Origin of the sequence: Pseudomonas sp. SLBN-26, assembly GCF_006715895.1 — a bacterium.
GTDB lineage: Bacteria > Pseudomonadota > Gammaproteobacteria > Pseudomonadales > Pseudomonadaceae > Metapseudomonas > Metapseudomonas otitidis.
Window position 1 is genome coordinate 3,689,663 of record NZ_VFOB01000001.1, and the last position, 23,407, is coordinate 3,713,069.

Here is a 23,407-nt window from a genome sequence, read left to right on the forward strand (position 1 = left end):
ATCTTTCTCCGACCCTTAGTCCTTAGACTTCCACGGCACGTTCGACGATTTCCACCAGCGCCCAGGACTTGGTCTTGGCCAGCGGACGGGTCTCACGGATGGTGACCTTGTCGCCGATACGGCACTGGTTGGTTTCGTCGTGAGCGTGCAGCTTGGTCGAGCGCTTCACGTATTTACCGTAGATCGGGTGCTTTACACGGCGCTCGATCAGGACGGTGATGGTTTTGTCCATCTTGTCGCTGACGACGCGGCCGGTCAGCGTGCGGACGGTTTTCTGAGCTTCAGCCATGATCACTTACCTGCCTGCTGGTTCAGCACAGTCTTGACGCGAGCGATGTCGCGCTTCACTTGCGAGAGCAGGTGAGACTGCCCCAACTGGCCAGTTGCCTTCTGCATACGCAGGTTGAACTGGTCGCGCAGCAGACCGAGCAGTTGCTCGTTCAGCTGCTCTGCGGTTTTTTCACGAAGTTCATTCGCTTTCATCACATCACCGTCCGCTTAACAAAGGAGGTGGCGAGCGGCAGCTTTGCAGCAGCCAGGGCGAAGGCCTCACGCGCCAGCTCTTCGGAAACACCCTCGATCTCGTAGAGCACTTTGCCCGGCTGGATCTGGGCTACCCAGTACTCGACGCCCCCCTTACCTTTACCCATACGAACTTCGAGGGGCTTCTTGGTGACAGGTTTGTCGGGGAATACACGGATCCAGATCTTGCCACCACGCTTCACGTGACGGGTCAGGGCACGACGTGCCGCTTCGATCTGGCGAGCGGTGAGACGACCGCGAGAAACCGCCTTCAGGGCGAACTCGCCGAAGCTGACCTTGCTACCGCGGTGAGCCAGACCACGGTTGTGGCCGGTCATCTGCTTGCGGAATTTTGTACGCTTGGGTTGCAGCATTTTGCGTACTCCTTACTTAGCAGCTTTTTTACGAGGAGCGGGCGCTACGGGCTTCAGCTCTTCCTGGCGGCCACCAATGACCTCACCCTTGAAGATCCAAACCTTCACACCGATCACACCGTAAGTGGTGTGAGCCTCGTAGGTTGCGTAATCAATGTCGGCGCGCAGGGTGTGCAGGGGCACACGGCCTTCGCGGTACCACTCGGTACGCGCGATCTCGGCACCGCCGAGACGACCACTGACCTGGATCTTGATGCCTTTGGCACCAAGACGCATGGCGTTCTGTACCGCACGCTTCATGGCGCGACGGAACATAACGCGACGCTCGAGCTGCTGAGCAACGCTCTGAGCAACCAGCATACCGTCGAGTTCCGGCTTGCGGATCTCTTCGATGTTGATGTGCACAGGCACACCCATTTGCTTGGTCAGGTCCTGGCGCAGCTTCTCGACATCCTCACCTTTCTTGCCGATCACGATGCCGGGACGAGCGGTGTGGATGGTGATGCGTGCGGTTTGAGCCGGACGATGGATATCGATACGGCTTACGGACGCGCTTTTTAGTTTGTCTTGGAGGTACTCACGGACCTTCAGATCGGCAAACAGATAGTCGGCATAAGTGCGCTTATCTGCGTACCAGACGGAGGTGTGCTCCTTGACGATTCCCAGGCGAATGCCAGTGGGATGTACTTTCTGACCCATCTGATCGACTCCGTTACTTGTCCGCAACCTTGACAGTGATATGGCAAGACCGCTTGACGATGCGATCAGCGCGGCCCTTGGCACGCGGCATGATGCGCTTCAGCGAACGCCCTTCGTTAACGAAAACGGTGGAGACCTTGAGGTCATCCACATCAGCGCCTTCGTTGTGCTCGGCGTTGGCAACGGCCGACTCCAGCACTTTCTTCATGATTTCAGCGGCTTTCTTGCTGCTGAAGGACAGCAGGTTGAGCGCCTCGCCCACCTTCTTCCCGCGGATCTGGTCGGCGACCAAGCGGGCTTTCTGGGCGGAGATTCGAGCGCCCGACAGCTTAGCGGCTACTTCCATCTTTCCTTACCCCTTAACGCTTGGCCTTTTTGTCCGCAGCATGCCCGCGATAGGTGCGGGTAGCGGCGAACTCGCCCAGTTTGTGGCCGACCATGTCTTCGTTCACGAGAACGGGGACATGCTGGCGACCGTTGTGTACAGCGATGGTCAGACCGACCATCTGCGGCAGAACGATGGAACGACGCGACCAGGTCTTGACCGGTTTGCGATCGTTCTTTTCCACCGCCACTTCGACCTTCTTCAACAGGTGAAGATCGATAAAGGGACCTTTTTTCAGAGAACGCGGCACAGTCGTATCCTCGATTATTTACGGCGACGGACAATCATGTTGTCAGTGCGTTTGTTCGCGCGAGTCTTCGCACCCTTGGTCGGGAAGCCCCACGGCGAAACCGGATGACGACCACCAGAAGTACGACCTTCACCACCACCATGCGGGTGGTCGACCGGGTTCATGGCAACACCACGAACGGTCGGACGAACGCCACGCCAGCGCTTGGCACCAGCCTTGCCCAGCGAACGCAGGCTGTGCTCGGAGTTCGAGACTTCGCCCAGGGTCGCACGGCACTCGGCCAGAATCTTGCGCATTTCGCCGGAGCGGAGACGCAGGGTTACATAGGCACCTTCACGGGCAACCAGCTGAGCAGAAGCACCAGCGGAACGCACCAGTTGAGCACCTTTCCCCGGCTTCAGCTCTACACCGTGAACGGTGCTACCAACCGGGATATTGCGCAGCTGCAGGGTGTTGCCAACCTTGATCGGTGCATGAGCACCGGAGATCAGCTGATCACCCGCCACAATGCCCTTGGGAGCGATGATGTAGCGACGCTCGCCGTCGGCGTACTTCAGCAGAGCGATGTGCGCAGTACGGTTCGGATCGTATTCGATACGCTCTACAACGGCAGGGATACCGTCCTTGTTGCGACGGAAGTCGACCAGGCGGTAATGCTGCTTGTGACCACCACCAATGTGGCGAGTGGTGATGCGGCCGTTGTTGTTACGACCACCGGACTTGGACTTCTTCTCAACCAGCGGAGCATAGGGAGCACCCTTGTGCAGATCCTGGTTGACGACCTTGACCACGAAACGGCGGCCAGCGGAAGTCGGTTTGCATTTAACGATTGCCATGATGCACCCCTTTACTCAGCGCTGCTGGCGAAATCGAGATCTTGGCCAGGCTGGAGAGCGATATACGCTTTCTTCCAGTCATTGCGCTTGCCCAGACCACGAACGGTGCGCTTGGTCTTGCCCTTTACGTTCAGGGTGTTGACTGCGGCGACCTTCACGCTGAACAGGCTCTCTACGGCCTTCTTGATTTCCAGCTTGGTTGCATCGGAAGCAACCTTGAAGACGAATTGGCTCTTGCCATCTGCCAGAACGGTAGCCTTCTCGGAGATGTGCGGGCCAACCAGCACTTTGAATACGCGTTCCTGGTTCATGCCAGCAGCTCCTCGAATTTCTTGATGGCCGACACGGTGACCAGCACCTTGTCATAGGCGATCAGGCTTACCGGATCGGAACCCTGGACATCACGCACATCGACGTGAGGCAGGTTGCGAGCGGCAAGGTACAGGTTCTGGTCGACGTCATCGGAGATGATCAGCACATCGCTCAGACCCAGACCATTCAGCTTGCCCAGCAGGGCTTTGGTCTTCGGCGCTTCAACAGCGAACTCAGGCACTACAACCAGACGATCCTGACGAACCAGCTCGGAGAGAATGGAGCGCAGAGCTGCGCGGTACATCTTCTTGTTGAGCTTCTGGGAGTGATCCTGGGGCTTGGCAGCAAAGGTGGTACCACCGGAGCGCCAGATGGGGCTGCGAATGGTGCCAGCACGAGCACGACCAGTGCCCTTCTGACGCCACGGCTTCTTGCCACCACCGGAAACTTCGGAGCGGGTCTTCTGCGCACGGGTGCCCTGACGACCGCCAGCCATGTAGGCTACGACAGCTTGGTGAACCAGGGTCTCGTTGAACTCACCACCAAAGGTACGCTCGCTGACTTCGATAGCCTGAGCGCCACTTACATTCAATTGCATCTCAGCTTCCTCTCTTAACCGCGAGCCTTGGCAGCCGGACGCACGAGCACGTCGCCACCGGTGGCGCCGGGAACAGCACCCTTGACCAGCAGCAGGTTGCGCTCAGCATCGACACGAACCACTTCCAGGGACTGGACGGTTACGCGCTCGGCACCGAGGTGACCGGACATTTTCTTGCCCTTGAAGACACGACCAGGAGTCTGGCACTGGCCAATGGAGCCCGGGACGCGGTGAGAAACGGAGTTGCCGTGGGTATTGTCTTGACCACGGAAATTCCAGCGCTTGATGGTACCGGCGAAGCCTTTACCTTTGGACTGACCCGTGACATCAACCAGCTGACCAGCTTGGAAGATCTCGGCGGTGATCTGATCGCCTGCCTGGTACTCGCCTTCTTCAAGACGGAACTCCCAGACACCACGACCAGCAGCCACGCTCGCCTTGGCGAAGTGACCGGCCTGGGCCTTGGTTACGCGAGAGGCACGACGCTCACCGACAGTTACCTGCACGGCGCGATAGCCATCGGACTCTTCGCTTTTGAATTGGGTCACACGATTCGGCTCGATCTCGATGACCGTAACCGGAATGGAGACACCTTCTTCGGTGAAAATGCGGGTCATGCCGCACTTACGACCGACTACACCAATAGTCATGTTGTAAACCTCATGAGTGTACGGGGCTTTCACCCGCTATGGCCGCCCATTTCAGAGCGTTACACGACTAAGAACCCGAAGGTCATTAGCCGAGGCTGATCTGCACTTCCACGCCTGCAGCAAGGTCGAGCTTCATCAGCGCGTCAACGGTTTTATCCGTCGGCTGGACGATGTCCAGAACACGCTTATGAGTGCGGATTTCGTACTGATCGCGCGCGTCTTTGTTGACGTGCGGAGAAATCAGAACGGTATACCGCTCCTTGCGAGTAGGCAGAGGAATCGGACCACGCACCTGAGCACCAGTACGTTTCGCGGTTTCCACGATTTCCTGGGTGGATTGATCGATCAGGCGATGGTCAAAAGCCTTCAACCGAATACGGATTTGTTGGTTTTGCATTTTGACCTCAGACTCTATCTCTGCTTGCCCCCAACAGACGGACTACGCCTGTTAAAAGGAGGCGCAATTGTACGGACGGCCCCAGGGGGTGTCAACTTTTAACCAATCCAAAAGAAAAGGGCCCCGAAGGGCCCTTTTCTCTGATGCAGGATCGTCGATTACTCGATGATCTTGGCGACAACGCCGGCGCCAACGGTACGACCGCCTTCGCGGATTGCGAAGCGCAGGCCATCTTCCATGGCGATCGGAGCGATCAGGGTGACGACCATCTTGATGTTGTCACCCGGCATTACCATTTCAACGCCTTCCGGCAGCTCGCAGTTGCCAGTCACGTCGGTGGTACGGAAGTAGAACTGCGGACGGTAGCCCTTGAAGAACGGGGTGTGACGACCACCTTCTTCCTTGGACAGCACGTACACTTCACACTCGAACTTGGTGTGCGGCTTGATGGTGCCCGGCTTGGCCAGAACCTGACCACGCTCTACTTCGTCACGCTTGGTGCCACGCAGCAGGATACCAACGTTCTCACCAGCACGGCCTTCGTCCAGCAGCTTGCGGAACATTTCAACGCCGGTGCAGATGGTCTTGGAAGTAGCACGGATACCAACGATCTCGACTTCCTCTTGAACGCGAACGATACCGCGCTCAACACGACCGGTCACAACGGTGCCACGGCCCGAGATGGAGAACACGTCTTCGATCGGCATCAGGAACGGCTGGTCAACGGCACGAATGGGCTCCGGAATGTAGGAATCCAGGGTCTCTACCAGCTTGCGAACAGCGGAAACACCGATTTCGTTGTCGTCTTTGCCTTCCAGCGCCATCAGCGCGGAGCCGATGACGATCGGAGTGTCGTCGCCCGGGAAGTCGTAGGTGTTCAGCAGATCGCGAACTTCCATCTCGACCAGCTCCAGCAGCTCGGCGTCGTCAACCATGTCGGCCTTGTTCAGGAACACGACGATATAGGGAACGCCTACCTGGCGGGACAGCAGGATGTGCTCGCGAGTCTGCGGCATGGGGCCGTCAGCAGCGGAGCAAACCAGGATCGCGCCGTCCATCTGGGCAGCACCGGTGATCATGTTCTTCACGTAGTCAGCGTGACCGGGGCAGTCAACGTGAGCGTAGTGACGAGTAGCGGAATCGTACTCAACGTGGGAGGTGTTGATGGTGATACCGCGAGCTTTCTCTTCCGGAGCGTTGTCGATCTGATCGAACGCACGAGCCGAACCACCCCAGGTCTCGGAGCAGACTTTGGTCAGGGCAGCAGTCAGAGTGGTCTTGCCATGGTCAACGTGACCAATGGTGCCGACGTTGACGTGCGGTTTGTTACGTTCAAATTTTTCCTTAGCCACGACAGTAAACCTCTTACTTAAAGGGCGGGATTAGCCTTGTTTTTTAACGAGCGCTTCGACGATGTTCGACGGAGCTTCGGCGTACTTGGAGAATTCCATGGAGTAGCTGGCGCGACCCTGAGACATGGAGCGAACGTCGGTCGCATAACCGAACATCTCACCCAGCGGAACCTCGGCACGGATAACCTTACCGGAAACCGAGTCTTCCATACCCAGAATCAGGCCACGACGACGGTTCAGGTCACCCATCACGTCACCCATGTAGTCCTCGGGGGTTACCACTTCGACCTTCATGATCGGTTCAAGCACCTTACCACCGCCCTTCTGGGCCAGTTGCTTGGTCGCCATGGAGGCCGCGATCTTGAACGCCATTTCGTTGGAGTCGACGTCGTGGTACGAACCATCGAATACGGTAGCCTTCAGGCCGATGAGCGGATAACCGGCAACAACGCCGTTCTTCATCTGCTCTTCGATACCCTTCTGGATCGCAGGGATGTATTCCTTCGGAACCACACCACCGACGACTTCGTTGGTGAATACCAGACCCTCGGTGATGTTGCCTTTTTCGTCCACGTCAGCCGACGAGAAGCGAATCCAGCAGTGACCGAACTGACCACGACCACCGGACTGACGAACGAACTTGCCTTCGATCTCGACGTTGTCCTTGGAAATGGTCTCACGGTAGGCCACCTGTGGCTTACCGATGTTGGCCTCTACACCGAACTCACGCTTCATGCGGTCGACGATGATGTCCAGGTGCAGCTCGCCCATACCACCAATGATGGTCTGGCCGGACTCTTCGTCGGTCTTGACGCGGAACGACGGGTCTTCCTGGGCCAGCTTGCCCAGAGCGATACCCATCTTCTCCTGGTCAGCCTTGGTCTTCGGCTCGACAGCCACGTGAATCACGGGCTCCGGGAAGTCCATGCGCTCGAGGACGATCGGTTTGTCCGGATCGCACAGAGTGTCACCTGTGGTGACGTCCTTCATGCCGATCAGGGCCGCAATGTCGCCTGCGCGCACTTCCTTGATCTCGTCACGCTGGTTGGCGTGCATCTGCACCATACGGCCAACGCGCTCTTTCTTGCTCTTCACGGAGTTGATGACCGACTGGCCAGACTCCAGAACGCCCGAGTAGACGCGCACGAAGGTGAGGGTACCAACGAACGGGTCGGTAGCGATCTTGAACGCCAATGCGGAGAACGGCGCGTTGTCGTCGGCATGACGCTCGTCTTTCGGAGCCTCGTCGCCCAGATCGATGTGGTCCGGGTGGATACCCTGGATGGCCGGAATCTCGGTCGGAGCAGGCAGGAAATCGATGACGGCATCGAGAACCAGGGGCACGCCCTTGTTCTTGAACGAAGAACCGCAGACAGCCGGAACGATCTCGCAGGCGATGGTGCGCTGACGCAGACCAGCCTTGATCTCCTCGATGGAAAGATCACCTTCCTCGAGGTACTTGTTCATCAGCTCTTCGTTGGCCTCGGCAGCCGCCTCAACCATGTTGGAGCGCCACTCGTTGGCCAGGTCGACCAGCTCCGCAGGAATCTCTTCCTCGCGGTAGGAGGTACCCTTGTCGTCTTCGTTCCAGTAGATGGCCTTCATCTTCAGCAGGTCGACCTGCCCCTGGAAGTCATCTTCCGCACCGATGGCCAGCTGAACCGGAACCGGGGTGTGACCCAGGCGGTTCTTGATCTGACCAACCACACGAAGGAAGTTGGCACCAGCGCGGTCCATCTTGTTCACGTAGACGATACGCGGAACACCGTACTTGTTGGCCTGACGCCATACGGTTTCGGACTGCGGCTCAACGCCGGAGGTACCGCAGAACACCACGACAGCGCCGTCAAGCACGCGCAGGGAGCGCTCTACTTCAATGGTGAAGTCGACGTGGCCGGGGGTGTCGATGACGTTTACACGGTATTTGTCGTACTGACCGCGCGAACCTTCCCAGAAGGTGGTGATCGCAGCGGACGTAATGGTGATACCGCGCTCTTGCTCCTGCACCATCCAGTCGGTGGTAGCAGCGCCGTCGTGCACCTCACCCATCTTGTGGCTGAGACCGGTATAGAACAGGATCCGCTCGGTAGTGGTGGTCTTGCCCGCGTCAACGTGGGCGCAGATACCGATGTTCCGGTAGCGGTTAATTGGTGTGGTACGAGCCATAAAGCCCTCGCAAAAGTATTGATGCCGTGATTAGAAGCGGTAGTGCGAGAACGCTTTGTTGGCCTCAGCCATGCGGTGTACGTCTTCACGCTTCTTGACGGCTGCGCCTTTGCCTTCGAAGGCATCCAGCAGCTCACCAGCGAGACGCAGGGCCATGGACTTCTCGCCACGCTTGCGCGCGGAGTCCACCAGCCAGCGCATTGCCAGCGCATTGCGACGAGACGGGCGAACTTCGACCGGCACCTGGTAGGTAGCACCGCCTACACGGCGGGACTTGACTTCGACCAGCGGAGCGATGGCGTCGAGAGCTTTCTCGAAGATCTCCAGGGGATCGGTGTTCTTGCGTGCTTTGACAGTATCCAGTGCACCGTAAACGATGCGCTCGGCCACGGCCTTCTTGCCGCTTTCCATCACGTGGTTCATGAACTTGGCGAGGATCTGGCTTCCGTATTTCGGATCGTCCAGGATCTCACGCTTGGCTGCTACACGACGTCTTGGCATTGATAAGCCCTCAAACGGTCTTCAGGTTAGCCCGGCACGATAACCATTCGGTTACGGCCGACCTTACTCTTATCGACTCAGTAAAAAGAATTCAGGTTGAAGCGCCGGATTACTTCGGACGCTTGGTACCGTACTTGGAGCGCCCCTGCTTACGGTCTTTGACACCAGTGGTATCCAGAGAACCGCGAACGGTGTGGTAGCGAACACCCGGGAGGTCTTTTACACGACCGCCACGGATCAGCACTACGCTGTGCTCCTGCAGGTTGTGACCTTCACCACCGATGTAGGAGGTGACTTCAAAACCGTTGGTCAGGCGAACACGGCAAACCTTACGGAGTGCGGAGTTCGGTTTTTTCGGCGTGGTGGTGTACACGCGGGTGCACACGCCACGACGCTGCGGGCAGTTCTGCAGCGCAGGAACGTCGGACTTGTCGACGATACGCTTGCGCGGCTGACGTACCAGCTGGTTGATAGTTGCCATCTATAAGCTCCACTGTTGTCTTTCGACGCTATTGCCCTAAAGCAAAATGGCAGAGCTCAGCGCCCTGCCAAATTTAGGGGTGCATGAGTCTAAAGAGACTCAATCCCCCAGTCAAGACAAGGCCCTGGGCAGCACAAGGTCGCCCAGGGCCCGCCTGATTAGTTGCCGCTGGAGTTCAGCGCTTCGGTCAGCGCTGCTTCCACCTCGCTCGCGCTTACGCGGACCGGCTTGCCGGCTTCGCGCTGACGCTTGCGCTCGCTGTGGTAGGCCAGGCCGGTACCGGCCGGGATCAGACGACCCACCACGACGTTTTCCTTCAGGCCACGCAGGTAGTCGCGCTTGCCGGTGACCGCCGCCTCGGTGAGGACGCGGGTGGTCTCCTGGAAGGATGCCGCAGAGATGAACGACTCGGTGGACAGCGAAGCCTTGGTGATACCCAGCAGGACGCGCTCGTACTTGGCGATGAAGCGATCTTCACCAGCCAGACGCTCGTTCTCCTCCAGCACCTGGGTCAGTTCCATCTGGTCGCCCTTGATGAAGCTGGAATCCCCGGACTCAGCGATCTCTACCTTACGCAGCATCTGACGCAGGATGGTCTCGATGTGCTTGTCGTTGATCTTCACGCCTTGCAGGCGGTACACGTCCTGGATTTCATTGACGATGTACTTGGCCAGCGCACTGACGCCCAGCAGGCGCAGGATGTCGTGCGGGTTGCTCGGACCGTCGGAGATCACCTCGCCACGGTTCACCTGTTCGCCTTCGAACACGTTCAGGTGACGCCATTTCGGAATCAGCTCCTCGTAAGGATCGCTACCGTCGTTCGGCGTGATGACCAGACGGCGCTTGCCCTTGGTCTCCTTGCCGAAGGAGATGGTGCCGCTGATTTCCGCCAGGATCGAAGGCTCTTTCGGACGACGAGCTTCGAACAGGTCGGCAACGCGCGGCAGACCACCGGTGATGTCACGGGTCTTCGAGGTTTCCTGCGGGATACGGGCAATAACATCACCCACGCCCACCTGAGCACCGTCGGCCACGCCAACCAGGGCGTTCGCCGGCAGGAAGTACTGGGCCGGTACGTCGGTACCCGGCAGCAGCAGCTCCTTGCCATTGGCGTCGACCAGCTTCACAGCCGGACGAATGTCCTTGCCGGCAGCCGGACGATCCTTCGGATCCAGAACCTCGATGTTGGTCAGGCCGGTGAGTTCGTCGGTCTGACGCTTGATGGTGATGCCTTCCTCCATGCCGACGAAGGTCACGGTACCCTTCATCTCGGTCACGATCGGGTGGGTGTGCGGGTCCCACTTGGCAACGATAGCGCCCGGGTCGACCTTGTCACCTTCCTTCACGGAGATCACGGCACCGTACGGCAGCTTGTAGCGCTCGCGCTCGCGACCGAATTCGTCAGCCACTGCCAGCTCGCCGGAACGGGAAACCGCCACCAGCGCGCCATCGACACGCTCGACGTGCTTCAGGTTATGCAGGCGGATGGTACCGCCATTCTTGACCTGGACGTTGTCGGCTGCCGAGGTACGGCTGGCCGCACCACCGATGTGGAACGTACGCATGGTCAGCTGGGTACCCGGCTCACCGATGGACTGGGCGGCGATGACGCCGACCGCTTCACCGATGTTCACCTGGTGACCACGTGCCAGGTCACGACCGTAACACTTGGCACAGATGCCATAGCGAGTTTCACAGGTGATCGGCGAGCGGACTACAACCTCGTCGATGCTCGCACGCTCGATGAACTCGACCCACTGCTCGTCGATCAGGGTACCGGCCGGGACGATGACTTCGCCGTCGTCGCTGCCAGGCTTGAACACGTCCTTGGCGATGACACGACCCAGGACGCGCTCGCCCAGAGGCTCGACCACGTCGCCGCCTTCGATGTGCGGAGTCATCAGCAGGCCATGCTCGGTACCGCAATCGATCTCGGTCACGACCAGGTCCTGCGCCACGTCGACCAGGCGACGGGTCAGGTAACCGGAGTTCGCGGTCTTCAGTGCGGTATCCGCCAGACCTTTACGAGCACCGTGAGTGGAGATGAAGTACTGGAGTACGTTCAGGCCCTCACGGAAATTCGCGGTGATCGGGGTCTCGATGATCGAGCCGTCCGGCTTGGCCATCAGGCCGCGCATACCGGCGAGCTGACGGATCTGGGCCGCGGAGCCCCGCGCACCGGAGTCCGCCATCATGTACATGGAGTTGAAGGACTCCTGATCGACTTCCTTGCCCTCGCGATCGACCACCTTCTCTTTCGAGAGGTTCGCCATCATCGCCTTGGACACTTCGTCGTTCGCCTTGGACCAGAGGTCGATCACCTTGTTGTACTTCTCGCCCTGGGTAACCAGGCCGGAGGCGTACTGGGACTCGATCTCCTTCACTTCCTCGGTGGCGGCATCGATGATGCGTGCCTTCTCATCGGGAATGACGAAGTCGTTCACACCGATGGAAACGCCGGAAATGGTGGAGTAGGCGAAACCGGTGTACATCAGCTGGTCGGCGAAGATGACGGTATCCTTCAGACCCACCACGCGGTAGCACTGGTTGATCAGCTTGGAGATCGCCTTCTTCTTCATCGGCTGGTTGACCACGTCGAACGACAGGCCTGCCGGAACCACCTGGAACAACAGAGCACGGCCGACGGTGGTGTCGACGATGCGGGTGTTCTTGGTGATACCGCCGTCCTTGTCCTTCACGGTCTCGTTGATGCGGACTTTCACACGGGCGTGCAGGGACGCCTCGCCGGCGCGGAACACGCGGTCGACTTCCTGCAGGTCAGCGAAGACGCGACCCTCACCCTTGGCGTTCACCGCCTCACGGGTCATGTAGTACAGACCGAGAACCACGTCCTGGGACGGAACGATGATCGGCTCGCCGTTGGCAGGCGACAGGATGTTGTTGGTGGACATCATCAGCGCGCGCGCTTCCAGCTGGGCCTCGAGGGTCAGCGGAACGTGGACGGCCATCTGGTCACCGTCGAAGTCGGCGTTGTACGCGGCGCAGACCAGCGGGTGCAGCTGGATGGCCTTGCCTTCGATCAGTACCGGCTCGAACGCCTGGATACCCAGACGGTGGAGGGTCGGCGCACGGTTCAGCAGCACGGGGTGTTCGCGGATGACTTCGGCGAGTACGTCCCAGACCTCGGGCAGTTCGCGCTCGACCATCTTCTTGGCCGCCTTGATGGTGGTGGCCATGCCGCGGGCTTCGAGCTTGCCGAAGATGAACGGCTTGAACAGCTCAAGGGCCATCTTCTTGGGCAGACCGCACTGGTGCAGACGCAGGGTCGGGCCCACGGTGATCACGGAACGACCGGAGTAGTCCACGCGCTTACCGAGCAGGTTCTGACGGAAGCGACCTTGCTTGCCCTTGATCATGTCGGCCAGGGACTTCAGCGGGCGCTTGTTCGAGCCAGTGATGGCACGGCCGCGACGGCCGTTGTCCAGCAGAGCATCGACAGCTTCCTGCAGCATGCGCTTTTCGTTGCGCACGATGATGTCCGGAGCGGCCAGGTCGAGCAGGCGCTTCAGACGGTTGTTACGGTTGATGACCCGGCGATACAGATCGTTCAGGTCGGAGGTCGCAAAGCGACCGCCATCCAGCGGAACCAGCGGACGCAGGTCCGGCGGCAGCACCGGCAGGACGGTCAGCACCATCCACTCGGGGTGGTTGCCGGAATCCTTGAAGGCTTCCATCAGCTTCAGGCGCTTGGACAGCTTCTTGATCTTGGTTTCCGAGTTGGTCTGCGGAATCTCTTCGCGCAGGCGGCCGATCTCGTGCTCCAGATCGATGGCGTTCAGCAGCTCGCGGACAGCCTCGGCACCCATGCGGGCGTCGAAGTCGTCACCGAACTCTTCGAGGGCTTCGAAGTATTGCTCATCGTTCAGCAGCTGACCTTTCTCAAGGGTGGTCATGCCCGGATCGATCACTACGTAGCTCTCGAAATAGAGCACGCGCTCGATGTCACGCAGGGTCATGTCCAGCAGCAGGCCGATACGGGACGGCAGGGACTTCAGGAACCAGATGTGGGCAACAGGGGAAGCCAGCTCGATGTGGCCCATGCGCTCACGGCGCACCTTGGCCAGCGCGACTTCCACACCGCACTTCTCGCAGATCACACCGCGGTGCTTGAGGCGCTTGTACTTACCGCACAGGCACTCGTAGTCCTTCACCGGGCCGAAGATCTTGGCGCAGAACAGGCCATCGCGCTCCGGCTTGAAGGTACGGTAGTTGATGGTCTCCGGCTTCTTCACTTCACCGAAGGACCAGGAACGGATCATCTCGGGCGAGGCCAGGCCAATACGGATGGCATCGAACTCTTCGATTTGACCCTGGTTTTTCAACAGATTCAGCAAGTCTTTCAAGGCCTTTCCTCCTCACGGACCCGCTACGACCGGCCTTGACCAGCCGTAGCGTTCTGGGCGTCGCGTGTTATTCGGTTTCCAGTTCGATGTCGATGCCGAGCGAACGGATCTCTTTGATCAACACGTTGAAGGACTCGGGCATGCCGGCCTCCATGCGGTGATCGCCATCCACGATGTTCTTGTACATCTTGGTACGGCCGTTCACGTCGTCGGACTTCACGGTCAGCATCTCCTGCAGGGTGTAGGCGGCGCCGTAGGCTTCCAGCGCCCAGACCTCCATCTCCCCGAAACGCTGGCCACCGAACTGCGCCTTACCACCCAGCGGCTGCTGGGTAACCAGGCTGTAAGAGCCGGTGGAACGTGCGTGCATCTTGTCGTCGACCAGGTGGTTCAGCTTCAGCATGTACATGTAGCCAACGGTGGTCGGACGCTCGAACATGTTGCCGGTACGACCGTCGAACAGGCGCATCTGGCCGCTCTCGGGCAGATCGGCGAGCTTCAGCATCGCCTTGATCTCGCGCTCCTTGGCACCGTCGAACACCGGGGTAGCCATCGGCACGCCGCCGCGCAGGTTCTTCGCCAGATCGAGGATTTCCTGATCGCTCAGTTCATCCAGGCTCTCCTGACGCCCACCGATCTCGTTGTAGATCTCGTGCAGGAACTTGCGCAGCTCGGCGATCTTGCGCTGCTCTTCGAGCATGCGGTTGATCTTCTCGCCCAGGCCCTTGGCCGCAAGGCCCAGGTGGGTTTCGAGAATCTGGCCGACGTTCATACGCGACGGTACACCCAGCGGGTTGAGGACGATGTCCACCGGCGTGCCATTGGCATCGTGGGGCATGTCTTCGACCGGCATGATCACGGAGACCACACCCTTGTTACCGTGGCGGCCCGCCATCTTGTCACCCGGCTGGATGCGGCGCTTGATGGCGAGGTACACCTTGACGATCTTCAGGACGCCCGGCGCCAGGTCGTCGCCTTGCTGAAGCTTGCGCTTCTTGTCTTCGAACTTGTCGTCCAGCAGCTGGCGGCGGTCGGAGAGGTAGGCCTGGGCCTTCTCGAGCTGCTCGTTCAGAGCGTCGTCCGCCATGCGCAGCTTGAACCACTGGCCGCGCTCGAGGCCGTCGAGGTACTCGTCGGTGATCTCGGTGCCTTTCTTGAGGCCGGCGCCACCTTCTGCAACCTGGCCGACCAGGGCGGAACGCAGGCGCTCGAAGGTTGCACCTTCGACGATGCGGAACTCTTCGTTCAGGTCCTTGCGAATCTCGTCGAGCTGCATCTTCTCGATGGACAGAGCACGGGAGTCGCGCTCCACGCCATCACGGGTGAAGACCTGGACGTCGATGACGGTGCCCTTGGTACCGGTTGGCACACGCAGGGAGGTGTCCTTAACGTCGGATGCCTTCTCACCGAAAATCGCGCGCAGCAGCTTCTCTTCCGGAGTCAGCTGGGTCTCGCCTTTCGGGGTGACCTTGCCGACCAGGATGTCGCCAGCCTGTACTTCGGCGCCGACGTAGACGATGCCGGCTTCATCCAGCTTGTTCAGCGCAGCCTCACCCACGTTCGGGATGTCCGCGGTGATTTCTTCTGGGCCTAGCTTGGTGTCACGGGCGACGCAGGTCAGTTCCTGGATGTGGATCGTGGTGAAACGATCCTCCTGGACCACGCGCTCGGAGAGGCAGATGGAGTCTTCGAAGTTGAAGCCGTTCCAGGGCATGAACGCGACGCGCATGTTCTGACCCAGGGCCAGTTCACCCATGTCGGTGGACGGACCATCGGCCAGGATGTCGCTGCGCGAAACCTTGTCACCCTTCTGCACCAGCGGACGCTGGTTGATGCAGGTGTTCTGGTTGGAACGGGTGTACTTGGTCAGGTTGTAGATGTCGACACCGGCTTCGCCAGTCTCGACTTCGTCGTCGTTCACACGGACGACGATGCGGCTGGCATCGACAGAGTCGATCACGCCACCACGACGGGCCACGACGCAGACACCGGAGTCACGGGCGACGTTGCGCTCCATGCCGGTACCGACCAGCGGCTTGTCGGCACGCAGGGTCGGCACGGCCTGACGCTGCATGTTCGAGCCCATGAGTGCGCGGTTGGCGTCGTCGTGCTCGAGGAACGGGATCAGCGAGGCAGCGACGGAAACGACCTGCTTCGGCGATACGTCCATGAGGGTGACGTCTTCCGGCGCCTTCACGGTGAACTCGTTCAGGTGACGCACAGCCACCAGCTCGTCGATCAGTTGGCCCTGCTCGTTGAGCGTGGCAGACGCCTGAGCGATGACGTGGTCAGCCTCTTCGATGGCGGAGAGGAAGACGATCTCATCGGTCACCTGGGTGCCTTTTACAACACGGTAGGGGCTCTCGAGGAAACCGTACTGGTTGGTGCGGGCGTAGGTGGCCAGGGAGTTGATCAGACCGATGTTCGGACCTTCGGGCGTCTCGATCGGGCACACACGGCCGTAGTGGGTCGGGTGTACGTCGCGGACTTCGAAGCCCGCGCGCTCGCGGGTCAGACCACCTGGGCCGAGTGCGGAAACGCGGCGCTTGTGAGTGATCTCGGACAGCGGGTTGTTCTGGTCCATGAACTGGGAGAGCTGGCTGGAGCCGAAGAACTCCTTGATCGCGGCAGCCACGGGCTTGGCATTGATCAGGTCCTGAGGCATCAGGCCTTCGCTCTCCGCCATGGACAGGCGTTCCTTGACCGCACGCTCGACGCGCACCAGGCCAACACGGAACTGGTTTTCGGCCATTTCGCCAACGCAACGGACACGACGGTTACCCAGGTGGTCGATGTCGTCGACGATGCCCTTGCCGTTGCGGATGTCGACCAGGGTCTTGAGGACCTCGACGATATCTTCGCGACTGAGGACACCTGGCCCCTCGATCTCGGTGCGACCGATCCGGCGGTTGAACTTCATGCGGCCGACAGCAGACAGGTCGTAACGCTCGGCGCTGAAGAACAGGTTGTTGAACAGGGTCTCGGCAGCCTCCTTGGTCGGCGGCTCACCAGGACGCATCATGCGATAGATTTCCACCAGGGCTTCCAGCTGGTTGCTGGTGGAGTCGATCTTCAGGGTGTCGGAGATGAACGGACCGCAGTCGATGTCGTTGGTGTACAGGGTCTCGATGCGGACGACCTGTGCCTTGGCGATCTTGACCAGGAGGTCGGTGGTCAGCTCGGTATTGCACTCGACGATGATCTCGCCGGTGGCCGGATGCACGATGGCCTTGGCGGTGGTGCGACCGAGGACGTAGTCCAGCGGAACTTCCAGCTCGCTGATGCCAGCCTTCTCCAGCTGGTTGATGTGGCGGGCGGTGATACGACGGCCCTGCTCCACAATCACCTTGCCGGACGGATCCTTGATGTCGAATACGGCGACTTCACCGCGCAGGCGCTGGGGCACCAGTTCCAGGTGCAGGCCTTCGCCCTTCACATGGAAGACGTTGGTGGCATAGAAGGCGTTGAGCACTTCCTCGGTGCTGTAGCCGAGCGCGCGCAGCAGGACGGAGGCCGGCAGCTTGCGGCGACGGTCGATACGAACGAACACGCAGTCCTTCGGATCGAACTCGAAGTCCAGCCAGGAACCACGGTATGGAATGATCCGCGCGGAGTACAGCAGCTTGCCGGAGCTGTGGGTCTTGCCACGGTCATGGTCGAAGAACACGCCCGGGGAGCGGTGCAGCTGGGAGACGATCACGCGCTCGGTACCGTTGATGATGAAGGTACCGTTTTCGGTCATGAGCGGGATTTCGCCCATGTAGACTTCTTGTTCCTTGATGTCCTTGATGGCCTTGTTCGACGACTCCTTGTCGAAAATGATCAGACGCACCTTGACGCGCAGCGGAACGGCGAAGGTCACGCCGCGCAGCACGCATTCCTTGACGTCGAAGGCCGGCTCGCCAAGGCGATAGCCAACGTATTCCAGAGCGGCGTTGCCGGAATAGCTGATGATCGGGAATACAGACTTGAAGGCCGCGTGCAGGCCGATATCACGGATCCGCTCCTTGCTCGCGCCCGCCTGCAGGAATTCGCGGTACGAATCCAGCTGGATGGCCAGGAGGTAGGGTACATCCATGACGTCCGGCAACTTGCTAAAGTCTTTGCGGATACGTTTTTTCTCAGTGTATGAGTAAGCCATCAGCGTTCCCCAGCTTGGTCACCTGCTTATTTGGCTCCTCCGACGGGAGTAGCCAGAAAATCGTGCAAACCCCTTGGTTTGCGCCACCTTGGTCGGTGGGAGCCTCACATTCCAGGTAGCCGCCATGAGGCGGCCACCTAGAACGGAAAAAGGCCGGTGGCCTAAGCCACCAGCCATCAGCCTTTCGCTTACCGCTCAGGCTGTAGACGCAAGGTCGTCGCTTACTTGAGCTCGACTTTGGCGCCAGCTTCTTCCAGAGCCTTCTTGGCAGCTTCGGCTTCTTCTTTCGAAGCGCCTTCCTTGACCACGCCCGGGGCGCCGTCAACAACTGCCTTGGCTTCTTTCAGGCCCAGACCGGTCAGCTCGCGAACGACCTTGATCACGTTCACTTTCTTGTCGCCAGCTTCAGCCAGGACGATGGTGAACTCGGTCTGCTCTTCAACAACAGCAGCAGCGGCAGCCGGGCCAGCAGCAACAGCTGCAGCAGCGGTAACGCCGAACTTCTCTTCCATTGCCTTGATCAGTTCAACAACTTGCATCACGGACATTTCGGATACGGCGTTGATGATGTCTTCGTTGGTCAGAGCCATGACTCTAATTCCTGTATTGATGGATGGCCTCAGGCGGCCATCGAATTAATCGAATAAAGCGAAAGGACGGGCGCGGCCTTATCAGGCTGCGGCGCTTTCCTTCTGGTCGCGGATTGCCGCCAGGGTACGAGCCAGCTTGCTGGTGGCGCCTTGGATAACGCTCATCAGCTGGGATACGGCTTCGTCGTAGGTCGGCAGGGTTGCCAGTACGTCGATCTGGTTGGCTGCGATCAGCTTGCCTTCAAACGCGGCGGCCTTGATCTCGAACTTGTCCTGACCCTTGGCGAACTCCTTGAAGATACGGGCGGCAGCACCCGGATGTTCCTTGGAGAAAGCGATGAGGGTCGGGCCCTTGAACACGTCGCCGAGCACTTCAAAAGAAGTGCCTTCGACGGCGCGACGGGCGAGGGTGTTACGTACGACTTTGACGTAAACACCAGCCGCGCGGGCCTCTTTACGGAGTCCGGTCATGGCAGCCACAGTCACGCCACGGGCATCAGCCACGACAGCGGACAGGGCAGCTTGGGCAGCCTCGTTGACTTCAGCGACGATGGCCTTCTTGTCTTCGAGTTTAATTGCCACGGGTTCACTCCTGGATGTTACCGGTTCGTCCAGCCGAGGCCGGACGGCGTTTTGGTGTCTGATTCGGTAAACGAATCGGGAGCACCATCTGCGTAGGCTCGGGGATCGCTCCCCGGTTTGAGGCATGGCCGCCTACGGTCTTGGATAGCCCCCGCCAGGCAGGGACCCCAATACCTGCGCAGCGGGCACAAGGCCCACTGCGACTTTGTTCCTTAAGCTTCCAGGGAAGCCTGATCGATCTGCAGACCTGGGCCCATGGTGGTGCTCAGGGTCACGCGCTGCACATACACCCCCTTGGAGGTGGACGGCTTGAGGCGCTTCAGGTCGGACAGCAGGGCTTCGACGTTCTGCTTCAGCTTGACCGGCTCGAAATCAACCTTGCCAACGGAAGCATGGATGATGCCGTTCTTGTCAGTACGGAAGCGTACCTGGCCAGCCTTGGCGTTCTTGACAGCGGTAGCCACGTCGGGAGTAACGGTACCGACTTTCGGGTTCGGCATCAGGCCACGGGGGCCGAGAACCTGACCCAGTTGACCGACAACGCGCATTGCATCGGGAGATGCGATCACCACGTCGTAGCTCAGGTCGCCAGCCTTCATTTCGGCAGCCAGTTCGTCCATGCCAACCTTGTCAGCGCCGGCAGCCAGAGCGGCTTCGACACCAGGACCCTGGGTGAACACGGCAACGCGAACGCTCTTGCCAGTGCCATTCGGCAGGACAGTGGCGCCACGAACAACCTGATCGGATTTGCGAGGATCAACGCCGAGATTGATGGCGATGTCCACGGACTCCTTGAACTTGATGGTGGACAGCTCAGCAAGAAGCTTGGCTGCATCTTCGAATGCATATTGCTTGCCGGCTTCAACCTTGGCAGCAATTGCCTTTTGGCGCTTGGTCAGCTTTGCCATTTACACGCCCTCCACGTTCAGGCCCATGCTACGAGCGGAACCGGCGATGGTACGCACGGCCGCATCCAGGTCAGCTGCAGTCAGATCCGCCTGCTTGGCTTTGGCGATATCTTCCAGCTGTGCACGGGTAACGGTGCCAACCTTCTGGCTGTTCGGACGGGAGGAGCCGCTGGTGATGCCAGCCGCCTTCTTCAGCAACACGGAAGCCGGGGTGCTCTTGGTCTCGAACGTGAAGCTACGGTCGCTGTAGACAGTGATGATCACCGGAGTGGGCAGACCGGGCTCCATGCCCTGGGTCTTGGCGTTGAACGCCTTGCAGAACTCCATGATGTTCACGCCGTGTTGACCGAGAGCGGGACCAACCGGCGGCGAAGGGTTGGCCTGGCCAGCCTTCACTTGCAGCTTGATGTAAGCCTGAATCTTCTTAGCCATTTATGACTCCATTTGCGGGTTCAAGCGCCCAAGGGCTCCCCGATTTCATTGCGTTTATCCCAGTGACGACAAAACCCCGCAACCATTGGCTGCGGGGTATGGGATGCATCTACAGCTAGACCTTTTCGACCTGGCTGAACTCCAACTCGACAGGAGTGGAGCGACCGAAGATGAGCACAGCAACCTGAATGCGGCTCTTCTCGTAATTAACCTCTTCAACCACGCCATTGAAATCCGCAAACGGACCATCAATGACCCGGACAGTCTCGCCCGGCTCGAACAGGGTTTTGGGCTTCGGCTTGTCACCACTATCAGCAACACGGCGAAGAATCGCCTCAGCCTCACGCTCAGTGATGGGAGCGGGCTTGTCCGCAGTACCACCGATGAACCCCATGACACGAGGAGTGTCCTTGATCAGGTGCCAGGTGGCTTCATTCATCTCCATCTGGACCAACACATATCCAGGAAAGAACTTCCGCTCACTCTTGCGCTTCTGACCATTGCGCATTTCGACCACTTCTTCTGTCGGCACGAGGATCTCACCAAACTGATCCTCCATACCCGCAAGCTTCACGCGCTCAACGAGAGAACGCATGACATGCTTCTCATAACCGGAATACGCGTGAACAACGTACCAACGCTTAGCCACGGGGCACCCTTTAACCAACAATCATCGAAACAAGCCAACCCAGCAGGGAATCCAAGCCCCACAGGAGCAGCGCCATGACAAGAACAACCGCAACCACAATCAGCGTGGTCTGAGTAGTTTCCTGACGAGTCGGCCAGACCACCTTGCGGATCTCGACACGCGCTTCTTTGGCCAGAGAAAAGAACGCCTGCCCCTTGACGGTCTGCAGCGCAACAAAAGCGGCAGCACCACCCAGAACCAGGAGAGCAAGGACGCGATAGATAATCGGCTGATCAGCGAAGTAGTGGTTGCCCACAACCCCCACAACAACCAGAAAAGCCACAACGATCCACTTCAACGCATCGAAGCGAGTTTCTTTGGCTTCAAGCTTGGCATTCATTGGAAAGGACCTTGTGTGGAGATTGCCAGACCCCAGGACCGGGAAATCTGGCAGGCCAGGAGGGAATCGAACCCCCAACCTGCGGTTTTGGAGACCGCCGCTCTGCCAATTGAGCTACTGGCCTGTAACAAAATCAGGCCGACCATTATGCCGGCCTGATAACGCAAGATCAACTACTTATTCGATGATCTTGGCGACGACGCCGGCGCCAACGGTACGACCGCCTTCGCGGATTGCGAAGCGCAGGCCATCTTCCATGGCGATCGGAGCGATCAGGGTGACGACCATCTTGATGTTGTCACCCGGCATTACCATTTCAACGCCTTCCGGCAGCTCGCAGTTGCCAGTCACGTCGGTGGTACGGAAGTAGAACTGCGGACGGTAGCCCTTGAAGAACGGGGTGTGACGACCACCTTCTTCCTTGGACAGCACGTACACTTCACACTCGAACTTGGTGTGCGGCTTGATGGTGCCCGGCTTGGCCAGAACCTGACCACGCTCTACTTCGTCACGCTTGGTGCCACGCAGCAGGATACCAACGTTCTCACCAGCACGGCCTTCGTCCAGCAGCTTGCGGAACATTTCAACGCCGGTGCAGATGGTCTTGGAAGTAGCACGGATACCAACGATCTCGACTTCCTCTTGAACGCGAACGATACCGCGCTCAACACGACCGGTCACAACGGTGCCACGGCCCGAGATGGAGAACACGTCTTCGATCGGCATCAGGAACGGCTGGTCAACGGCACGAATGGGCTCCGGAATGTAGGAATCCAGGGTCTCTACCAGCTTGCGAACAGCGGAAACACCGATTTCGTTGTCGTCTTTGCCTTCCAGCGCCATCAGCGCGGAGCCGATGACGATCGGAGTGTCGTCGCCCGGGAAGTCGTAGGTGTTCAGCAGATCGCGAACTTCCATCTCGACCAGCTCCAGCAGCTCGGCGTCGTCAACCATGTCGGCCTTGTTCAGGAACACGACGATATAGGGAACGCCTACCTGGCGGGACAGCAGGATGTGCTCGCGAGTCTGCGGCATGGGGCCGTCAGCAGCGGAGCAAACCAGGATCGCGCCGTCCATCTGGGCAGCACCGGTGATCATGTTCTTCACGTAGTCAGCGTGACCGGGGCAGTCAACGTGAGCGTAGTGACGAGTAGCGGAATCGTACTCAACGTGGGAGGTGTTGATGGTGATACCGCGAGCTTTCTCTTCCGGAGCGTTGTCGATCTGATCGAACGCACGAGCCGAACCACCCCAGGTCTCGGAGCAGACTTTGGTCAGGGCAGCAGTCAGAGTGGTCTTGCCATGGTCAACGTGACCAATGGTGCCGACGTTGACGTGCGGTTTGTTACGTTCGAATTTTTCTTTAGCCATCGAGAACGTCTCCCATCAATGAATTGAGCGAGTCACGCCACCATTAAAACAAAGGCAGATATTTTCATATCTGCCTTTGTAAGATGGAGCTCATGAGCGGATTTGAACCGCTGACCTCACCCTTACCAAGGGTGTGCTCTACCAGCTGAGCTACATGAGCCAAACACATTGCACAAACATCAAACCTGGAGCGGGTAGCGGGAATCGAACCCGCATCATCAGCTTGGAAGGCTGAGGTTCTACCACTGAACTATACCCGCGGAGCCTGGTGCTCACGCTTGAATCTGGTGGAGGGAGAAGGATTCGAACCTTCGAAGTCTATGACGTCAGATTTACAGTCTGATCCCTTTGGCCACTCGGGAATCCCTCCAATCGGGAGGCGGCATTTTCATCGTAGCCGCCCCTGCTGTCAAGCTTTTTCTCATTAAAATCTTGAGGTTAGCTATTTTTGACAGCGCTTCTGCAAAC

24 protein-coding genes and 4 tRNA genes are annotated in these 23,407 nt (G+C 59.1%); all 28 read right to left on the reverse strand.

Going from position 1 to position 23,407, the window contains the following annotated elements; genetic code table 11:
• Window positions 1-22: 22 nt before the first annotated feature.
• The gene (gene rpsQ / locus FBY21_RS17015; RefSeq protein WP_044411009.1) at window positions 23-289 is read right to left on the reverse strand and encodes a 30S ribosomal protein S17; all 267 of its coding nucleotides are present in this window, start codon (window positions 287-289) and stop codon (window positions 23-25) included.
• Between the two features lie 2 nt (window positions 290-291).
• On the reverse strand, window positions 292-483 hold the full coding sequence (gene rpmC / locus FBY21_RS17020) for a 50S ribosomal protein L29 (protein ID WP_044411006.1): 192 nt from the start codon (window positions 481-483) through the stop codon (window positions 292-294).
• Window positions 483-896 carry a 50S ribosomal protein L16 gene (gene rplP / locus FBY21_RS17025; RefSeq protein ID WP_044411003.1) on the reverse strand — a complete coding sequence of 138 codons (414 nt, stop codon included), beginning with the start codon at window positions 894-896 and terminating at the stop codon, window positions 483-485. The genes rpmC and rplP overlap by 1 nt, the downstream gene beginning before the upstream one ends.
• 12 nt (window positions 897-908) lie before the next feature.
• Window positions 909-1,595 carry a 30S ribosomal protein S3 gene (rpsC, locus tag FBY21_RS17030; protein WP_044411000.1) on the reverse strand — a complete coding sequence of 229 codons (687 nt, stop codon included), beginning with the start codon at window positions 1,593-1,595 and terminating at the stop codon, window positions 909-911.
• Window positions 1,596-1,608: 13 nt separating this feature from the next.
• Window positions 1,609-1,941 carry a 50S ribosomal protein L22 gene (gene rplV / locus FBY21_RS17035; protein ID WP_044410997.1) on the reverse strand — a complete coding sequence of 111 codons (333 nt, stop codon included), beginning with the start codon at window positions 1,939-1,941 and terminating at the stop codon, window positions 1,609-1,611.
• Between the two features lie 13 nt (window positions 1,942-1,954).
• Window positions 1,955-2,230, reverse strand: coding sequence for a 30S ribosomal protein S19 (rpsS, locus tag FBY21_RS17040; protein ID WP_027590504.1), 276 nt, complete (start codon window positions 2,228-2,230; stop codon window positions 1,955-1,957).
• Between the two features lie 14 nt (window positions 2,231-2,244).
• A complete protein-coding gene (gene rplB / locus FBY21_RS17045; RefSeq protein WP_142012513.1) occupies window positions 2,245-3,066 on the reverse strand; it encodes a 50S ribosomal protein L2 in 822 nt (273 codons plus the stop codon).
• Between the two features lie 11 nt (window positions 3,067-3,077).
• Window positions 3,078-3,377, reverse strand: a complete 300-nt coding sequence (gene rplW / locus FBY21_RS17050) for a 50S ribosomal protein L23 (RefSeq protein WP_044410970.1) — start codon at window positions 3,375-3,377, stop codon at window positions 3,078-3,080.
• Window positions 3,374-3,976, reverse strand: coding sequence for a 50S ribosomal protein L4 (gene rplD / locus FBY21_RS17055; RefSeq protein WP_044410967.1), 603 nt, complete (start codon window positions 3,974-3,976; stop codon window positions 3,374-3,376). Before rplD ends, rplW begins: the two co-directional genes overlap by 4 nt.
• A 14-nt stretch (window positions 3,977-3,990) precedes the next feature.
• Window positions 3,991-4,626: a 50S ribosomal protein L3 gene (rplC, locus tag FBY21_RS17060; protein WP_044410965.1), complete on the reverse strand. Its 636-nt coding sequence runs from the start codon at window positions 4,624-4,626 to the stop codon at window positions 3,991-3,993.
• 85 nt (window positions 4,627-4,711) lie between these two features.
• Entirely contained in the window at window positions 4,712-5,023 is a 312-nt protein-coding gene (gene rpsJ, locus FBY21_RS17065; RefSeq protein ID WP_003243886.1) for a 30S ribosomal protein S10, read from the reverse strand.
• 158 nt (window positions 5,024-5,181) lie between these two features.
• Complete coding sequence (gene tuf / locus FBY21_RS17070; RefSeq protein ID WP_044410941.1) at window positions 5,182-6,375, reverse strand: elongation factor Tu; 1,194 nt, start codon at window positions 6,373-6,375, stop codon at window positions 5,182-5,184.
• A gap of 30 nt (window positions 6,376-6,405) precedes the next feature.
• Window positions 6,406-8,541 (reverse strand): elongation factor G, encoded by a 2,136-nt coding sequence (gene fusA / locus FBY21_RS17075; RefSeq protein ID WP_074974281.1) that lies wholly within the window; start codon window positions 8,539-8,541, stop codon window positions 6,406-6,408.
• A gap of 30 nt (window positions 8,542-8,571) precedes the next feature.
• A complete protein-coding gene (gene rpsG, locus FBY21_RS17080) occupies window positions 8,572-9,042 on the reverse strand; it encodes a 30S ribosomal protein S7 (RefSeq protein ID WP_044410935.1) in 471 nt (156 codons plus the stop codon).
• 109 nt (window positions 9,043-9,151) lie between these two features.
• Window positions 9,152-9,523: a 30S ribosomal protein S12 gene (gene rpsL, locus FBY21_RS17085; RefSeq protein ID WP_044410932.1), complete on the reverse strand. Its 372-nt coding sequence runs from the start codon at window positions 9,521-9,523 to the stop codon at window positions 9,152-9,154.
• 158 nt (window positions 9,524-9,681) lie between these two features.
• The gene (gene rpoC / locus FBY21_RS17090) at window positions 9,682-13,887 is read right to left on the reverse strand and encodes a DNA-directed RNA polymerase subunit beta' (RefSeq protein ID WP_044410930.1); all 4,206 of its coding nucleotides are present in this window, start codon (window positions 13,885-13,887) and stop codon (window positions 9,682-9,684) included.
• Between the two features lie 67 nt (window positions 13,888-13,954).
• A complete protein-coding gene (gene rpoB / locus FBY21_RS17095) occupies window positions 13,955-18,028 on the reverse strand; it encodes a DNA-directed RNA polymerase subunit beta (RefSeq protein ID WP_044410928.1) in 4,074 nt (1,357 codons plus the stop codon).
• Window positions 18,029-18,249: 221 nt separating this feature from the next.
• Window positions 18,250-18,618 carry a 50S ribosomal protein L7/L12 gene (gene rplL / locus FBY21_RS17100; RefSeq protein ID WP_069563578.1) on the reverse strand — a complete coding sequence of 123 codons (369 nt, stop codon included), beginning with the start codon at window positions 18,616-18,618 and terminating at the stop codon, window positions 18,250-18,252.
• Between the two features lie 81 nt (window positions 18,619-18,699).
• On the reverse strand, window positions 18,700-19,200 hold the full coding sequence (gene rplJ / locus FBY21_RS17105) for a 50S ribosomal protein L10 (RefSeq protein ID WP_044410923.1): 501 nt from the start codon (window positions 19,198-19,200) through the stop codon (window positions 18,700-18,702).
• A gap of 212 nt (window positions 19,201-19,412) precedes the next feature.
• Window positions 19,413-20,108, reverse strand: coding sequence for a 50S ribosomal protein L1 (rplA, locus tag FBY21_RS17110; RefSeq protein ID WP_044410921.1), 696 nt, complete (start codon window positions 20,106-20,108; stop codon window positions 19,413-19,415).
• On the reverse strand, window positions 20,109-20,540 hold the full coding sequence (rplK, locus tag FBY21_RS17115; RefSeq protein WP_044410918.1) for a 50S ribosomal protein L11: 432 nt from the start codon (window positions 20,538-20,540) through the stop codon (window positions 20,109-20,111).
• Between the two features lie 115 nt (window positions 20,541-20,655).
• A complete protein-coding gene (nusG, locus tag FBY21_RS17120; RefSeq protein ID WP_044410915.1) occupies window positions 20,656-21,189 on the reverse strand; it encodes a transcription termination/antitermination protein NusG in 534 nt (177 codons plus the stop codon).
• Between the two features lie 10 nt (window positions 21,190-21,199).
• Window positions 21,200-21,568 carry a preprotein translocase subunit SecE gene (gene secE, locus FBY21_RS17125; RefSeq protein ID WP_142012515.1) on the reverse strand — a complete coding sequence of 123 codons (369 nt, stop codon included), beginning with the start codon at window positions 21,566-21,568 and terminating at the stop codon, window positions 21,200-21,202.
• A 48-nt stretch (window positions 21,569-21,616) separates the two neighbouring features.
• Window positions 21,617-21,692: transfer RNA gene (locus FBY21_RS17130), tRNA-Trp, on the reverse strand.
• A gap of 53 nt (window positions 21,693-21,745) precedes the next feature.
• A complete protein-coding gene (gene tuf / locus FBY21_RS17135; RefSeq protein ID WP_044410941.1) occupies window positions 21,746-22,939 on the reverse strand; it encodes an elongation factor Tu in 1,194 nt (397 codons plus the stop codon).
• Between the two features lie 84 nt (window positions 22,940-23,023).
• Window positions 23,024-23,099 (reverse strand) — tRNA-Thr (locus FBY21_RS17140).
• Between the two features lie 26 nt (window positions 23,100-23,125).
• A tRNA-Gly gene (locus FBY21_RS17145) sits at window positions 23,126-23,199 on the reverse strand.
• A gap of 25 nt (window positions 23,200-23,224) precedes the next feature.
• Window positions 23,225-23,309, reverse strand: a tRNA-Tyr gene (locus FBY21_RS17150).
• Window positions 23,310-23,407: the final 98 nt, after the last annotated feature.

Bases quoted from the DNA above. Each gene is read 5' to 3' on its own strand.
- rpsQ (WP_044411009.1), bottom strand. From the start codon at position 289: ATGGCTGAAGCTCAGAAAACCGTCCGCACGCTGACCGGCCGCGTCGTC.
- rpmC (WP_044411006.1), bottom strand. From the start codon at position 483: ATGAAAGCGAATGAACTTCGTGAAAAAACCGCAGAGCAGCTGAACGAG.
- rplP (WP_044411003.1), bottom strand. From the start codon at position 896: ATGCTGCAACCCAAGCGTACAAAATTCCGCAAGCAGATGACCGGCCAC.
- rpsC (WP_044411000.1), bottom strand. From the start codon at position 1,595: ATGGGTCAGAAAGTACATCCCACTGGCATTCGCCTGGGAATCGTCAAG.
- rplV (WP_044410997.1), bottom strand. From the start codon at position 1,941: ATGGAAGTAGCCGCTAAGCTGTCGGGCGCTCGAATCTCCGCCCAGAAA.
- rplB (WP_142012513.1), bottom strand. From the start codon at position 3,066: ATGGCAATCGTTAAATGCAAACCGACTTCCGCTGGCCGCCGTTTCGTG.
- rplW (WP_044410970.1), bottom strand. From the start codon at position 3,377: ATGAACCAGGAACGCGTATTCAAAGTGCTGGTTGGCCCGCACATCTCC.
- rplD (WP_044410967.1), bottom strand. From the start codon at position 3,976: ATGCAATTGAATGTAAGTGGCGCTCAGGCTATCGAAGTCAGCGAGCGT.
- rplC (WP_044410965.1), bottom strand. From the start codon at position 4,626: ATGACTATTGGTGTAGTCGGTCGTAAGTGCGGCATGACCCGCATTTTC.
- rpsJ (WP_003243886.1), bottom strand. From the start codon at position 5,023: ATGCAAAACCAACAAATCCGTATTCGGTTGAAGGCTTTTGACCATCGC.
- fusA (WP_074974281.1), bottom strand. From the start codon at position 8,541: ATGGCTCGTACCACACCAATTAACCGCTACCGGAACATCGGTATCTGC.
- rpsG (WP_044410935.1), bottom strand. From the start codon at position 9,042: ATGCCAAGACGTCGTGTAGCAGCCAAGCGTGAGATCCTGGACGATCCG.
- rpsL (WP_044410932.1), bottom strand. From the start codon at position 9,523: ATGGCAACTATCAACCAGCTGGTACGTCAGCCGCGCAAGCGTATCGTC.
- rpoB (WP_044410928.1), bottom strand. From the start codon at position 18,028: ATGGCTTACTCATACACTGAGAAAAAACGTATCCGCAAAGACTTTAGC.
- rplL (WP_069563578.1), bottom strand. From the start codon at position 18,618: ATGGCTCTGACCAACGAAGACATCATCAACGCCGTATCCGAAATGTCC.
- rplA (WP_044410921.1), bottom strand. From the start codon at position 20,108: ATGGCAAAGCTGACCAAGCGCCAAAAGGCAATTGCTGCCAAGGTTGAA.
- rplK (WP_044410918.1), bottom strand. From the start codon at position 20,540: ATGGCTAAGAAGATTCAGGCTTACATCAAGCTGCAAGTGAAGGCTGGC.
- secE (WP_142012515.1), bottom strand. From the start codon at position 21,568: ATGAATGCCAAGCTTGAAGCCAAAGAAACTCGCTTCGATGCGTTGAAG.
- tuf (WP_044410941.1), bottom strand. From the start codon at position 22,939: ATGGCTAAAGAAAAATTCGAACGTAACAAACCGCACGTCAACGTCGGC.